Below are 12,795 nucleotides of genomic sequence, written 5' to 3'. Positions count from 1 at the left end.
TCTGCACATTGGCGGCAATCGCGTGCGGAAGGACAGGTCGATGAAAACGGAAGTGAAGGCTCTGGTGGTCGGCGGCGGCGCCGTCGGTGCTTCGGTGGCATATCATCTCGCCAAGGCGGGCTGGGCGGACGTGATGCTGCTGGAGCGCGACGCGCTGACCGCGGGGTCGACCTGGCACGCGGCGGGGCTGCTGCCCTATTTCAACATGTCGTTCGCGACGACCCACATCCACGACTACTCGATCAAGTTCTACAAGACGCTGGAGGAGGAAACCGGCCTCAACGCCGGCTTTTCCGTCGTCGGCAACCTGCGCATGGCACAGACGCAGGCGCGGATGGACGAGTACATGCTCTATGCCACCACGGCCGAGACCTGCGGCGTGCCGTTCGAGTGGCTTACCCCGAAGGACATCAAGGACCGCTGGCCGCTGGTCCGGACCGAGGACCTGAAGGGCGCGATCTTCCACCCCACCGACGGCTACATCAATCCCGCCGACGTGACCCAGGCCATGGCCAAGGGCGCCCGGCAGCGCGGCGTGACGATCGAATCGCGCTGGCAGGTGGACGGCTATGTCTGGGCGGGCGATCACTGGGACGTCACCGTGACGAAGATGGCCGAGCGCGGCGGCAACCTGGTGCCCACGGACGAGCAGGTGGTGATCCGGGCCGAACACGTCGTCACCTGCACCGGCAACCACGCGCAGCGCACGGCGCGGATGCTGGGCATCAAGATCCCCGCGATCCCGGTTGAACACCAGTACATCGTGACCGAGCCCGATCCTGCGCTGATCGAGTACCGCAAGACCAATCCGCAGCACCCCGTCCTGCGCGACGCCGACGCCAAGTGGTACGTCCGGGAAGAGCGCAGCGGCTGGATCCTCGGCCCCTACGAGCGGAACGCGCCCGCGCGCTTCGCCTACGGCGTGCCCGACAGCTTCCGTGCCGACCTGTTCCCGCTGGACCTGGAGCGGATCGAGGAGGAATACATGTCCTTCATCCACCGCATCCCGTCCTCGGAGAATTGCGGCCTGAAGGACGATTTCAACGGCCCCATCTGCTACACTCCCGACGGCAACCCGCTGGTCGGCCCCGCACCGGGGCTCAGGAACATGTGGCTGGCCGAAGGCTTCTCCTTCGGGATCACTGCGGCGGGCGGCACGGGCCATTACCTTGCCCAGCTGATGTGCGAGGGGGAGGCCGAGATCGACATGGCCTCGCTCGACCCGCGCCGCTACGGCGACTGGATGACGACCGACTACGCCGTGAAGAAGAACGAGGAGGCCTACGAGCACGTCTTCATCCTGCACCACCCCGACGAGGAGCGGCCCGCCGCCCGGCCCCTGCGCACCTCGCCCGCCTATGACCGGCAGAAGGCGCGGGGCGCGCAGTTCGGCCATGTGAACGGCTGGGAGCGGCCGAACTACTTCGGACCGCTGGATGCGCCGGAGAGCTTCGACCACGACGCGCGCTCGTTCCGCCGTGGCGGCTGGTGGGACTACGCCGTGTCCGAGGCGAAGGCGATCCGCGAGGGCGTGGGCCTGATCGACGCGACCGCCTTCACCAAGCACCTGGTGAAGGGGCCGGGGGCGACGGCCTTCCTCGACTGGTTCACCACCAACAGGCTGCCCAAGGTGGGCCGTATCAACCTGACCTATGCGCTGACCGAGGCGGGAACGACGCGCACCGAATACACCATCGTGCGGCTGGCCGATGATGCCTATTACCTCGTCTCGGCGGGTGCCTGGACAGCCTACGACGCCGATTACCTGCGCCAGGCGGTCGCCGACAAAGAGGCGGAGTTCGGCCGGATCGAGGTGCAGGACGTGACCACCCAGTGGGGCGTCTTCGCCATCGCCGGACCGAAGTCGCGCGAGGTGCTGAACGCGCTGGTGAAGGATGCCGACCCGGCCACCGTGCTGTCGAACAAGCGATTCCCGTGGCTCTCGATGCGCGAGATCGAGCTGGGGATGGTGCCCGTGCGGGCGATCCGCGTGGCCTATACCGGCGAACTCGGCTGGGAACTGCACCACCCGATCGAGATGCAGAACCACCTGTTCGACCGGCTGATGGAGGCGGGCGAGCCCCACGGCATGAAGCTGGTGGGCGCGCGGGCGCAGAACTGGCTGCGGCAGGAAAAGTCCTATCGCGCCTTCGGCACCGAGCTGGGGCGGGACGCGACGCCGCTGGAGGCGGGACTCGACCGTTTCGTCGACCGCGGCAAGGACTTCCGCGGCAAGGCGGCGATGGAGGCCAAGGGCATCCGCTCGATGTGCGTCACGCTGCTGGTGGACGGACCCGCCGATGCCAGCCCCTGGGGGCGCGAGGCGCTCTATCTCGACGGCGAGCGGGTGGGGCGGCTGACCTCCGGCGGCTGGTCGGTGGCGCACGGCAGGAGCATCGGCATGGGCTACGTGCGGCCGGACCTGGCGGCGCCGGGCACGAAGCTGAAGGTCCGGATGCTGCGCGAGCTGTGGGATGCCGAGGTGACGGTGGACAGCCCCTACGATCCGGAGAACGCGAAGATCCGGGTGGACGGGTAGGGGTCCGACAAGGAAGACCGCGCTTCTTGAACCTGAGGGTGAGCGGGGGAACATCTCCAATGCCGCCGCTCCGCACATGAGGCGGCCCCCCGATCGCGGGCGGGGGAGAAGCCCCCGTCCGTCGTGCCGGAGGCGTGCCTTCGGCGTGACGGGGCGCTCGGGGGCTGGCCGGCCCTGCCGCCGGGCATGACATCTCCGCGGGTGTGCCCGGAGTTTCCCAAACTCCGGCACCTCGAACCGCAAGATTGCGTTCCGCCGTGGCTCGGTGCCCGGCGCCGCCCGTGGCTCATAATACCCCGAGCCCCGGCAAGTTGCCCATCGGCACCTTTCCCGCCTCGCCTTTGCCGCCGCCTTCACAGGCCCACGCCCCGGGTCTATGGTCCCGCCACGCCGCAGAGGACCCGCACCTTGCCCCATGCCGCCCCCCGCCGCCGTGCTCTGATCGCCCTGGCGCTCGTCCTCGTCGCCGCGCTGTCGCTCTGGGCCGTCGCCACCTACCGCGACAACCCGGTGACGGCGCGGGCGCAGGCCTATTCCCAGACCATCGCCGCCACCGCCGCCGCCACCTATGTCACCCTCCGATCGCTCAATGCCTTCCTGTCCACCGCGCAGGAGTTGGAGGTCGGCGTCTCCTTCATCGGCTCGGGCTCGGCGCAGCCCCTGAAGGTGCTCGAGCCCATCGACGACACGGTGGAGCGGATCGCGGGGCTGATCTTCGGCGTCATGGTGGCGACGGGCATCCTGGCCGTCGCCCTCGGACCCGTCAGTGCCGTCGGGTTCGGCATGGTCGCGGTCGCGGCGGGGCTGTGGCTGTTCACGGTCATCCTGTCGCCGCGGCGCAGGCTCCGGCGGCTGCCGCGCAGGCTGGCCTGGTACGGCGCCTTCCTCGGGCTGGCGCTGCCGCTGGCGCTGGTCGCCTCGTCGCAGCTGGCCGGGCGGCTGACCGATGCGACCTACGAGGCGAACCGCGCGGTGATCGCGGAAATCACGCAGACGCTGGACGCCGATGCGCTGGACGGGGAGGAGGGCGCGTTCAGCCTGACGATCGGCGCCATCGACGATTATCGCCAGCTTGCCGTCAGCATCTGGAACCGCGCCGACGAGCTGATCGCGAGCCTCGTCGCGCTGCTCGCCGTCTACGTCTTCAACATCTTCATCCTGCCGCTGATGCTGATGGGCGGGCTGTTCCTGGCGGTCCGCTTCCTGGCCGTGGCGGAGGAGCGCTGAGGCGCCCGCGACGCCCCGGGGCGCGGCGCTACCTGACGCTGCGCCGCTGGACCCAGGCCGCCCAGGCGGCGGGGCTGCCGCCGAAGGCGTTCAGGTCGGTGTTGCCGACGAAGCCCGGCACCTGCCCGGTCGAGGAATACTGCCAGAAGGTCCAGCGCGCCCCGGGATAGATGTTCTCCGGGTGCCGCGCGACGGCGCGCAGCCAGGTCTCTCCGCCAAGGCGGGCGATCTCGTTCCTCTCCCAGAAGTCGGGCGTGGTGTAGATGATCGGGCGCTGGCCGTAGTGGCGGGCGACGATCTCGATGAAGCGCGACACCTGCTCGCGCACCTCCGCGGCCGGGGGCCGGTAGGTGCAGGTGGGCGAGAACGGGTTCCATTCGAGGTCCACGACCGGGGGGAGGCTGCCGCGTTCCTTCGGGACCGTGTTGATGAAGTTCTGCGCCTGCACCTCGGGTGTCGTGCAGAAGTAGTAGAAGTGGTAGGCGCCGCGCAGCACCCCCGCCCGGCGCGTCTGGGCCCAGTATTCGGCGAAGCGGTCGTCGACGCGGTCGCCCCCCTCGGTCGCCTTCAGGAAGGCGAAGTTCACGCCCGATGCGCGGGCCGCCGCCCAGTTCACGTCGTTCTGGAACTTCGAGGCGTCGACGCCGTGGACCGGCCATTCCTCGGGGCCGCGGCCCTGCCAGTCGGTCGGGTTCGAATCGCCGAAGCGGGGCGCGCCGGGGGCCGTGGGTTCGGGGGCGGAACCGCCGCCGCAGGCGGCCAGCAGCACGAGAAGCAGCAGGGGGATGAAGCGTGTCATGGGCGGACCGTGACCGCCTTTCGGCGCCGACGCAAGAGCGGCGACGCGTCTTGCCCGGGGTGCCGCCGCAGGGCCGTTGCCGTCCTGCCGCCCCCGCCCCCGCCGCGGTCATTTCGCGGCTGACGCCGGGTCCGGATCGCGGTAGCGATGCCGGGGCAGCGACAGGGAGAACGACGGCATGGATGCGAAGGCGATAGCGATGGGGGTGGCCTTCGCCATCATGTGGTCCTCGGCCTTCACCAGCGCGCGGATGATCGTGACCGCCGCGCCGCCCCTCACCGCGCTGTCGCTCAGGTTCCTGATCTCGGGCCTGCTCGGCGTGCTGATCGCGCGGGCGATGGGGCAGACATGGAAGCTGACGCGCAGCCAGTGGAAGGCGACGGCGGTGTTCGGGATCTGCCAGAACGCGCTGTACCTCGGGCTGAACTTCGTCGCGATGCAGAAGATCGAGGCCGGGCTGGCCGCGATCATCGCCTCTTCCCTGCCGCTGCTGGTGGCCTTCGCGGGCTGGATGTTCCTTGGCGAGCGCACGCGGCCGCTGGGCCTTGCCGGGCTGGCCGCGGGGATGTTCGGGGTGCTGCTGATCATGGGCTCGCGCCTGTCTGGCGGCGTGGACGTGCTGGGCCTGGTGCTGTGCTGTCTCGGGGCGGTGGCGCTGACCGTGGCGACGCTGTCGGTGCGCGGCGCGTCGAGCCCCGGCAACCTCCTGATGGTCGTGGGGCTGCAGATGCTCGTCGGCTCCGCCTGCCTTGGCGTCGTCGCGCTCCTGACCGAGAGCTGGGCGGTCGAATGGTCGTCGCGGCTGGTGCTGGCCTTCGCCTATACCACGCTGGTGCCGGGGCTGGCGGCGACGCTGGTGTGGTTCGTGCTGGTGGGACGGATCGGGACGGTCCGCGCTTCGACCTTCCACTTCCTGAACCCGTTCCTGGGCGTCGCCATCGCCGCGCTGCTTCTGGGCGAAAAGCTGGGGCCGCTCGACATCGTGGGGGTGGCGATCATCACGGCCGGGATCTTCGCCGTCCAGATCTCGAAAGCGCAGCGGGTGCCGGTGGTGCAGAACTAGGGCGCGGCGCATCGGCCGGGGATGGCCGATGTCTTTTCCCGCAAGGAACATGGCCCCGCGGCGGGTGTTGGTCAGTCAAATGGAAAAGGGAGTTTTTCCAATGACTGAAGCAGCAATGAAAGACCCGGTCGAGGGCAGCCGCATGGTCTCCTCCGGCGACGTGACCGGCACCGCCGTCTACAGCACCGAGGGCGATCACGTGGGCGACATCGACCACCTGATGATCGACAAGGAAAGCGGCCGCATCGCCTATGCGGTGATGAGTTTCGGCGGCTTTCTAGGCATTGGCGCGGACGAGGTGCCGGTGCCGTGGAACGCCCTGCACTACGACACCCGGCAGGGCGGCTACGTGACCGGGATCACCCAGTCGCAGCTGGAGGAGCGACCGCGGCAGGACAGGGACTGGCAGCGCGACCGGGCCTGGGAAGAGCAGTACCACAGCCACTTCGGCGCGCCGTTCTACTGGGTCTGATCCGACCCTGCGACACGGACAGGAGAGGGGCCCCGCGCGGGCCCCTTTTCTTCGTTCAGAGGTCGGCGCGCGGGATCCTGAGGACCTGGCCCGGAAAGATCACGTCGGGATCGCTCAGGACATGGGCGTTGGCGCGGAAGATCGGCTGGAAGTCGGAGTTTCCGTAATGCGCCTGCGCGATCTTCGTCAGCGTGTCGCCCGGGCGCACCGTGTAGGGCTGCCATCCGTCATAGCCCGGCAGGATGCGCGGGCCGAACAGCACGGGGACGATGGCGGTGGGACCGTCCGCGTTGCCGGTATCGTCGGCGAGGGTGACGAACAGGCGGTCGAGCCGGAAGGCGTTGATCTCGGGGACGGCGATGGAGGCCTGGAACTGGCGCAGGCCAAGGGCCCCGACCATGGCGATGGCGTTGAACTCGTCGTGGCCGTCGGAGACGCGGATCGACAGGGTGCCTTCGAAGGCGGTGGCGTTGCCCGCGATCAGGATGGTCGGGCCGACGAGGTCGAAAGGCTGGGGTTGCTGGATGTCGAGGGTAACGGGCATGGCGGTTCCTCCCTGCGCTGGACGCGCGGAGGATACACCACCGCGCGCCACACGCAGAGCGGGAATTGACCCTGCGTCAGCCGATGGCGCCCCTTTGCCCACCGGTCTGTGCCCGGTCGAGCAGCAGGTGGTCGAGCAGGACGCAGGCCATCATCGCCTCGCCCACCGGCACGGCGCGGATGCCGACGCAGGGATCGTGGCGTCCTTTCGTGATGATCTCGGCCGGTTCGCCCGCCTTGGTGATCGTCGCGCGGGGTTTCAGGATGGAGCTCGTCGGCTTCACCGCGAAGCGCACGACCACGTCCTGCCCGGTGGAGATGCCGCCGAGGATGCCGCCCGCGTGGTTGCTGGAGTAGACCGGCCTGCCGTCGTTGCCCATGAAGATCTCGTCGGCGTTGGCCTCGCCGGTCAGGGCGGCCGCCGCCATGCCCTCGCCGATTTCCACGCCCTTCACGGCGTTGATGCTCATCATCGCGGCGGCGAGGTCGGTGTCGAGCTTGCCGTAGACCGGCGCGCCGAGGCCCGGAGGGGTGCCCTTCGCCGTGACCTCGATCACCGCGCCGCAGGAGTTGCCGGACTTCCTCAGCGTGTCGAGGTAGGCGGCCCAGTCCCCGGCGGCCTGTGCGTCGGGGGTCCAGAAGGGGTTCCGGCCGATCTGGTCCCAGTCGAAGCGGGCGCGGTCGATGGCGTGGGGGCCCATCTGGACCATGTAGCCGGTGATCGTCAGGTCCGGCACCAGATGCGCCAGCGCCGCCCGCGCGACGCCCCCCGCTGCCACCCGCGCCGCCGTCTCGCGGGCCGAGGAGCGGCCGCCGCCGCGATAGTCTCGGATGCCGTACTTCTGCCAGTAGGTGATGTCGGCATGGCCGGGGCGGAACTTCCCGGCGATGTCGCCGTAATCCTTCGACCTCTGGTCGGTGTTGCGGATCATCAGCTGGATCGGGGTTCCGGTCGTCCTGCCTTCGAAGGTGCCCGACAGGATCTCGACCGCATCGGCTTCCTGCCGCTGGGTGGTATAGCGGTTCTGGCCGGGCTTTCTCTTGTCGAGCCAGGTCTGGATCCCTGCCTCGGAAATCTCCACCCCCGGCGGGCAGCCGTCGATGGTGCAGCCGAGCGCGGGTCCGTGGCTTTCGCCCCAGGTGGTGACGCGGAACAGGTGTCCGAAGGTGTTCAGGCTCATGCGGCGGGCTCCGTGTTTCGCCGACTGTCTAGGGGGATGGGCGGCGCGAGGGAAGGGGCGTCATCCGCCGCTGGCCTTCACGATCAGCCGCTTCAGCACCGCCAGCTGCGCCTTCAGGTCGTCGATGTCGGCCGCGGCGTGCTTGAATCCGGCCAGCGTGGACTGGAGGAAGGCGGCCAGCTCCCGCGGGCAGAGACCGGCCGCCTCCAGCCGCGCGGCATCGGGGGCGAGGGCGGCGGCGATGGTGTCGACGTACAGCGCGCGGCTCTGATCCGCCTCGTCGGCGGCGAAGCGCGACAGGTCGGCCATCAGGTCCGCCGCCTCGGGCGTCTCCTCGAGCATCCGGCGGGGATGGACGGCGAGGGCGAGGAAGATCGCGTCGAGCCGGTCCTCGAAACTGCGGGCCGTGGCCGCGCCGGCCTGCACCTCGCGCCGGGTCTGGAGGCAGAGCTGCCGGATCGAGGCGCGGATCACCTCGTCCTTGCCCGGAAACACCGCATAGAGCGTCTGGCGCGAGATACCGGCCTCCTGCGCGACGTCCTCCATGGTGGTGCGGCGGACCCCGTATCGGCGGATCACGCGCAGGGCCGCCTTCGCGATGGAACTTTGCCGGTCTGTCATCGGTTCAAGTTGACAAGGCATCGGGCCTTGTCAATCATACAACGTGACACAGTTTGTAATGCTGTAAAGTTCGACGCCCGCATAGGGTGATCTTTCCCGTTGGTTCAGTCCCTCATTCTTCCGAAAGGATCCCCGATGACCTCTTTCACGCTCAACGGAAAGGACGTGTCCGTCGACGTCCCCGACGACACGCCGCTGCTCTGGGTTCTGCGGGACGAGCTGCGCATGACCGGCACCAAGTTCGGCTGCGGGATCGCCCAGTGCGGCGCCTGCACCGTGGTCGTCGACGGGATGAGCCGGCGGTCCTGCGTCACCCCGATCTCGACCCTCGAAGGCGCCTCGATCGAGACGATCGAGCAGCTGGAAGGCCCCGAGGCCGATGCCGTGCGCGCGGCGTGGGAGGAGATCGACGTGCCGCAGTGCGGCTGGTGCCAGTCGGGCCAGATCGTCAGCGCCACCTCGCTTCTTCGGATGATCCCGAAGCCGACGGACGAGGACATCGACAACGCCATGGCCGGCAACATCTGCCGCTGCGCGACCTATGTCCGCATCCGCCAGGCGATCCACAACGCCGCCGACACGCTGGAGGGCTGAGCCATGACCATCACCCAATCGCGCCGCGCCTTCCTGGGCTCCGGTGCCGCCCTCATGATCGGGATGACCCTCCCGTTGCGCAGCCGCGCCCAGCAGGGCCCGGCGGCCGCGCTGGACCAGGGGGCGGGGGCGGCGATGCCCGACGCCTTCGCGCCGAACGCCTTCATCCGCATCGGCACCGATGACACCGTGACGCTGCTGTCCAAGCACATCGAGTTCGGCCAGGGCCCCTATACCGGCCTTGCCACGCTGGTGGCCGAGGAGCTGGACGCCGACTGGTCGCAGATGCGGGCCGAGGGCGCGCCGGCGAACAACGAGCTCTACAAGAACCTGTTCTTCGGGTTGCAGGGCACGGGCGGATCGACCGCCATCGCCAACTCCTACATGCAGATGCGCAAGGCGGGGGCCGCCGCGAAGGCGATGCTGGTCGCCGCCGCCGCCGAGGAATGGGGCGTCCCGGCCGGGGAGATCACGGTGTCTAAGGGCGTGGTCTCTCACCCTTCCGGCAAGTCCTCGGGATTCGGCGCGCTGACCGAGAAGGCCGCGGGGATGACCGCGCCGGACGAGCCGGTGCTGAAGGATCCGAAGGACTTCGTGCTGATCGGCACCGACCTGCCGAAGCTCGACACGAAGGCCAAGTCGACGGGCGAGGCGCAGTTCACGCTGGACGTCTACCGCGACAACATGAAGACGGTGGTGGTCGCCCATCCCCGCGTCATGGGCGCGACAGTGAAGAGCTTCGATTCGGCCGAGGCCGAGGCGGTGCCGGGCGTCACGGCGGTGCGCGAGATCCCCATGGGCGTCGCCGTCTATGCCGAGTCGACCGCCGCGGCGCTCAAGGGCCGCTCGAAGCTGAAGATCGAGTGGGACCTGTCGAAGGCCGAGACCCGGTCGAGCGACGAGATCATGGCCGATTTCAGCGCCTCCGCGAAGGAGGGCGGTGTCGTCGTCGAGGAGGCCGGCGATTCCGACGCCGCCATCGAGGGCGCGGCGACGGTCCACGAGGCCGAGTTCCGCTTCCCCTACCTCGCCCACGCGCCGATGGAACCGCTCGACGCCGTGCTGGAGCTGAAGGACGGCAAGGCCGAGGTCTGGGCGGGGGCGCAGTTCCCCGGCGCCGACCAGCAGGCTATCGCGCAGACCCTGGGGCTGAAGCCCGAGGACGTGACGCTGCATGTGCTTTACGCCGGCGGCAGCTTCGGCCGCCGCGCGCAGACGATCCCGCAGATGGGCATGGAGATCAGCGCCATCGCCAAGGCCGCCGGCGGCGACGGCGCGTGGAAGCTGGTCTGGACGCGCGAGGACGACCTGGCCGGCGGCTTCTACCGCCCGATGACCGTGCACCGGATGCGCGGGGGCCTGGACGCCGACGGCAACATCGTCGGCTGGCAGGATACGGTGGTGAACCAGTCGATCATGCTCGGCACGATGATGGAGGGGCCCGACGCCAACGGCAAGGATGCGACTTCCTACGAGGGGTCCACGAAGATGCCCTATGACCTGCCCGCCCTGAAGGTGGACTGGGTCAGGAAGGAGAACCCGGTGTCGGTGCTGTGGTGGCGCTCGGTCGGGCACACGCACACCGGCTACGCCACCGAGGTGTTCCTGGACGAATTGCTGGAGAAGGCCGGGAAGGATCCCGTGCAGGGGCGGCTCGACCTCATGAAACCCGAGGCATCGCGCGACCGCGGGGTGCTGGAGGCCGTAGCCAAGCTTGCGGGCTGGGACGGGCAGAAGGTGAAGAACGGCCGCGGCTACGGCGTGGCGGTTCACGAGAGCTTCTCGACCTACGTCGCGCAGATCGTCGAGGTGTCCGAGGTGGACGGCAAGCCGAAGGTGCACAAGGTCTGGTGCGCCGTCGATTGCGGCGTGGCGGTGAACCCGAACGTCATCCGCGCGCAGATGGAGGGCGGCATCGGCTATGGCCTCGGCACGATCCTGCACAATGCGCTGATCCTCGGGAAAGGCGGCGAGGTCACGCAGCTGAACTTCGACGACTACCCGATGCTTCGGATCAACGAGATGCCCGAGGTCGAGGTGGAGATCATCAAGAGCGCCGAGGCGCCGACCGGCGTGGGCGAACCGGGGCTGCCGCCGGTGGGTCCGGCGCTGGCCAACGCCTGGCGGGCGCTGACCGGCACATCGGTCACGTCGCTGCCCTTCGGACAAGCAGGAGTTTGAGAGAGATGAAGACGCTGTTCCTGGCGGCCGCCCTGGCCGCCACCCCCCTGCTTGCCTTTGCGCAGGATGCGCAGGAGCTGAAGGCGCCCGACGCCTTTTCCGACATCGCCGACGAAGGCGAGCGCTCGGTCGCGCTGTTCGGCGAGATGATGAAGGTCATCGAGCATCCGCGCTGCCTGAACTGCCATCCGGCGGGCGACACGCCGCTGCAGGGCGACGACATGCACCCGCATGTTCCGCCGGTGGTCCGGGGCGAGGCCGACTTCGGCGCGCCGGGCATGAACTGCACCACCTGCCACGGCTCCGAGAACGTCGCGTTCCTGACCGGCAAGGGCTCGATCCCCGGCCATTCGCCCTGGCAGCTTGCGCCGGTCGAGATGGCATGGGTCGGCAAGTCGGCGCCCGAGATCTGCGCCCAGCTGAAGGATCCCGAGCGGAACGGCGACCGGACGCTGGCCGACCTGCACGAGCATTTCGCCGAGGACGGGCTCGTCGGCTGGGGCTGGCACCCGGGCGAGGGGCGCACGCCCGCGCCGGGCTCGCAGGAGGTGATGGGCCAGCTGGTGCAGGCCTGGATCGACACGGGGGCGGCCTGCCCGGAAAGCTGATCCGCGTCACCGCAGTGAGATACGGACGGGCAGGGGCCGCCGCCTCTGCCCGTTTTTCGTCCTTCAGGGCCTGCCGCCGCGGGCCACGTCCATAAGTCCCTGGCGCAGGTCGTCGGGGCCGATCCCGCTCAAGCCCGCATCGACCGCGTCGTGGGTCGCGCGCCAGACCGGCAGCGCCGCCTTCAGCCTGTCGCGCCCGAGGTCGGTGAGGCTCAGCCGCTTGGCGCGGGCGTCCTTCGTGTCGGCCGCGGCGGCGATCAGCCCCGCCCGCTCCAGCGGTTTCAGCGCCGCGGTCAGCGTGCTGCGGTCCATGCCGAGCAGCGGCGCGATGTCCGACAGGCGGGGGCCGTCGGGGCGGTTCAGGGACATCAGGATCGAGAACTGCCCGTTGGTCAGCCCGAAGGGCCGCAGTGCATCGTCGAAGCGGCGCGCAAGGACGCGGGCCGCGCGCTGGACATGCAGGCACAGGCAGCGGTCGCGCACCTCGTGGGTGGCGGAAAGGGGCAGGTCGGGATCCATCATCGTCATTTATATTGATATCAAACTATATCGGGGTCAAGCTGAAGCGGCGAATCGGAGAAGATCATCAGGGAGGAGAGGCCGATGGCCTATGTGAGCGGATTTGTCCTGGCGGTGCCGGAGGCGCGGAAGGCGGAGTATGCGCGACACGCCGAGGAGATGTGGCCGCTGTTCCGCGACAACGGCGCGCAGGAGATGTGGGAAAACTGGGAAGCCGACGTGCCCGAGGGCAAGCTCACCTCCTTCCCGCTCGCCGTGAAGCGGGAACCGGGCGAGGCAGTGGTGTTCTCGTGGATCCTGTGGCCGGACCGCGAAACGTCGGACCGGGCGTGGGAGGCGATCATGAAGGACGAGCGGATGTCCACCGCCTCGGAACCGCCGTTCGACGGCAAGCGGATGATCTGGGGCAGCTTCGAGACGCTCGTCCACGTGAAGGAGAAATGACGCC

13 protein-coding genes are annotated in these 12,795 nt (G+C 69.1%); 8 read left to right on the top strand and 5 right to left on the bottom strand.

Going from position 1 to position 12,795, the window contains the following annotated elements; translation table 11 throughout:
* The first annotated feature begins 40 nt into the window (after window positions 1–40).
* Both A7B20_RS04135 and A7B20_RS04130 read left to right on the top strand, forming a co-directional pair.
* A complete protein-coding gene (locus A7B20_RS04135) occupies window positions 41–2,539 on the top strand; it encodes a GcvT family protein (protein ID WP_102107296.1) in 2,499 nt (832 codons plus the stop codon).
* A gap of 408 nt (window positions 2,540–2,947) precedes the next feature.
* Complete coding sequence (locus A7B20_RS04130; protein ID WP_102107295.1) at window positions 2,948–3,766, top strand: hypothetical protein; 819 nt, start codon at window positions 2,948–2,950, stop codon at window positions 3,764–3,766.
* A 28-nt stretch (window positions 3,767–3,794) separates the two neighbouring features.
* Here A7B20_RS04130 and A7B20_RS04125 read toward each other — a convergent pair whose 3' ends face one another.
* Window positions 3,795–4,565 (bottom strand): glycoside hydrolase family 25 protein, encoded by a 771-nt coding sequence (locus A7B20_RS04125; RefSeq protein ID WP_102107294.1) that lies wholly within the window; start codon window positions 4,563–4,565, stop codon window positions 3,795–3,797.
* A gap of 178 nt (window positions 4,566–4,743) precedes the next feature.
* Between A7B20_RS04125 and A7B20_RS04120 the strand changes: the two genes are divergently transcribed.
* Entirely contained in the window at window positions 4,744–5,628 is an 885-nt protein-coding gene (locus tag A7B20_RS04120; protein WP_102107293.1) for a DMT family transporter, read from the top strand.
* Between the two features lie 100 nt (window positions 5,629–5,728).
* Window positions 5,729–6,100 (top strand): PRC-barrel domain-containing protein, encoded by a 372-nt coding sequence (locus A7B20_RS04115; protein WP_245866538.1) that lies wholly within the window; start codon window positions 5,729–5,731, stop codon window positions 6,098–6,100.
* 55 nt (window positions 6,101–6,155) lie between these two features.
* On the opposite strand, the gene A7B20_RS04110 is transcribed toward A7B20_RS04115, so the two are convergent.
* The 3 genes from A7B20_RS04110 to A7B20_RS04100 all read right to left on the bottom strand — a co-directional run bounded on the left by A7B20_RS04110 (window position 6,156) and on the right by A7B20_RS04100 (window position 8,445).
* The gene (locus A7B20_RS04110; RefSeq protein ID WP_102107292.1) at window positions 6,156–6,644 is read right to left on the bottom strand and encodes a LysM peptidoglycan-binding domain-containing protein; all 489 of its coding nucleotides are present in this window, start codon (window positions 6,642–6,644) and stop codon (window positions 6,156–6,158) included.
* A 76-nt stretch (window positions 6,645–6,720) separates the two neighbouring features.
* Window positions 6,721–7,824 carry a chorismate synthase gene (gene aroC, locus A7B20_RS04105; RefSeq protein ID WP_102107291.1) on the bottom strand — a complete coding sequence of 368 codons (1,104 nt, stop codon included), beginning with the start codon at window positions 7,822–7,824 and terminating at the stop codon, window positions 6,721–6,723.
* 60 nt (window positions 7,825–7,884) lie between these two features.
* On the bottom strand, window positions 7,885–8,445 hold the full coding sequence (locus A7B20_RS04100) for a TetR/AcrR family transcriptional regulator (RefSeq protein ID WP_172960958.1): 561 nt from the start codon (window positions 8,443–8,445) through the stop codon (window positions 7,885–7,887).
* Between the two features lie 135 nt (window positions 8,446–8,580).
* On the opposite strand from A7B20_RS04100, the gene A7B20_RS04095 reads away from it, so the two are divergent.
* From A7B20_RS04095 to A7B20_RS04085, 3 genes are read left to right on the top strand one after another with little or no spacing between them, the layout of a single operon-like run.
* The gene (locus A7B20_RS04095) at window positions 8,581–9,039 is read left to right on the top strand and encodes a (2Fe-2S)-binding protein (RefSeq protein ID WP_102107289.1); all 459 of its coding nucleotides are present in this window, start codon (window positions 8,581–8,583) and stop codon (window positions 9,037–9,039) included.
* Window positions 9,040–9,042: 3 nt separating this feature from the next.
* A complete protein-coding gene (locus A7B20_RS04090) occupies window positions 9,043–11,220 on the top strand; it encodes a xanthine dehydrogenase family protein molybdopterin-binding subunit (RefSeq protein WP_102107288.1) in 2,178 nt (725 codons plus the stop codon).
* A gap of 5 nt (window positions 11,221–11,225) precedes the next feature.
* Window positions 11,226–11,828: an Isoquinoline 1-oxidoreductase subunit gene (locus A7B20_RS04085; protein ID WP_102107287.1), complete on the top strand. Its 603-nt coding sequence runs from the start codon at window positions 11,226–11,228 to the stop codon at window positions 11,826–11,828.
* Between the two features lie 63 nt (window positions 11,829–11,891).
* Here A7B20_RS04085 and A7B20_RS04080 read toward each other — a convergent pair whose 3' ends face one another.
* Window positions 11,892–12,347: a MarR family winged helix-turn-helix transcriptional regulator gene (locus tag A7B20_RS04080; RefSeq protein WP_102107286.1), complete on the bottom strand. Its 456-nt coding sequence runs from the start codon at window positions 12,345–12,347 to the stop codon at window positions 11,892–11,894.
* Between the two features lie 84 nt (window positions 12,348–12,431).
* Between A7B20_RS04080 and A7B20_RS04075 the strand changes: the two genes are divergently transcribed.
* Window positions 12,432–12,791 (top strand): DUF1428 domain-containing protein, encoded by a 360-nt coding sequence (locus tag A7B20_RS04075; protein WP_102107285.1) that lies wholly within the window; start codon window positions 12,432–12,434, stop codon window positions 12,789–12,791.
* Window positions 12,792–12,795 lie beyond the last annotated feature (4 nt).

It is taken from the genome of Oceaniglobus roseus (genome assembly GCF_002869745.1).
Lineage (GTDB): Bacteria > Pseudomonadota > Alphaproteobacteria > Rhodobacterales > Rhodobacteraceae > Oceaniglobus > Oceaniglobus roseus.
The sequence above is the reverse complement of the archived record's forward strand: the minus strand, read 5'-3'. Positions and strand labels throughout refer to the sequence as shown.

What these genes read in the sequence shown, in the direction of transcription:
- A7B20_RS04135 (WP_102107296.1), top strand. Translation starts at nt 41, where the DNA reads ATGAAAACGGAAGTGAAGGCTCTGGTGGTCGGCGGCGGCGCCGTCGGT.
- A7B20_RS04125 (WP_102107294.1), bottom strand. Translation starts at nt 4,565, where the DNA reads ATGACACGCTTCATCCCCCTGCTGCTTCTCGTGCTGCTGGCCGCCTGC.
- A7B20_RS04120 (WP_102107293.1), top strand. Translation starts at nt 4,744, where the DNA reads ATGGATGCGAAGGCGATAGCGATGGGGGTGGCCTTCGCCATCATGTGG.
- A7B20_RS04115 (WP_245866538.1), top strand. Translation starts at nt 5,729, where the DNA reads ATGACTGAAGCAGCAATGAAAGACCCGGTCGAGGGCAGCCGCATGGTC.
- A7B20_RS04110 (WP_102107292.1), bottom strand. Translation starts at nt 6,644, where the DNA reads ATGCCCGTTACCCTCGACATCCAGCAACCCCAGCCTTTCGACCTCGTC.
- aroC (WP_102107291.1), bottom strand. Translation starts at nt 7,824, where the DNA reads ATGAGCCTGAACACCTTCGGACACCTGTTCCGCGTCACCACCTGGGGC.
- A7B20_RS04100 (WP_172960958.1), bottom strand. Translation starts at nt 8,445, where the DNA reads ATGACAGACCGGCAAAGTTCCATCGCGAAGGCGGCCCTGCGCGTGATC.
- A7B20_RS04095 (WP_102107289.1), top strand. Translation starts at nt 8,581, where the DNA reads ATGACCTCTTTCACGCTCAACGGAAAGGACGTGTCCGTCGACGTCCCC.
- A7B20_RS04090 (WP_102107288.1), top strand. Translation starts at nt 9,043, where the DNA reads ATGACCATCACCCAATCGCGCCGCGCCTTCCTGGGCTCCGGTGCCGCC.
- A7B20_RS04085 (WP_102107287.1), top strand. Translation starts at nt 11,226, where the DNA reads ATGAAGACGCTGTTCCTGGCGGCCGCCCTGGCCGCCACCCCCCTGCTT.
- A7B20_RS04080 (WP_102107286.1), bottom strand. Translation starts at nt 12,347, where the DNA reads ATGGATCCCGACCTGCCCCTTTCCGCCACCCACGAGGTGCGCGACCGC.
- A7B20_RS04075 (WP_102107285.1), top strand. Translation starts at nt 12,432, where the DNA reads ATGGCCTATGTGAGCGGATTTGTCCTGGCGGTGCCGGAGGCGCGGAAG.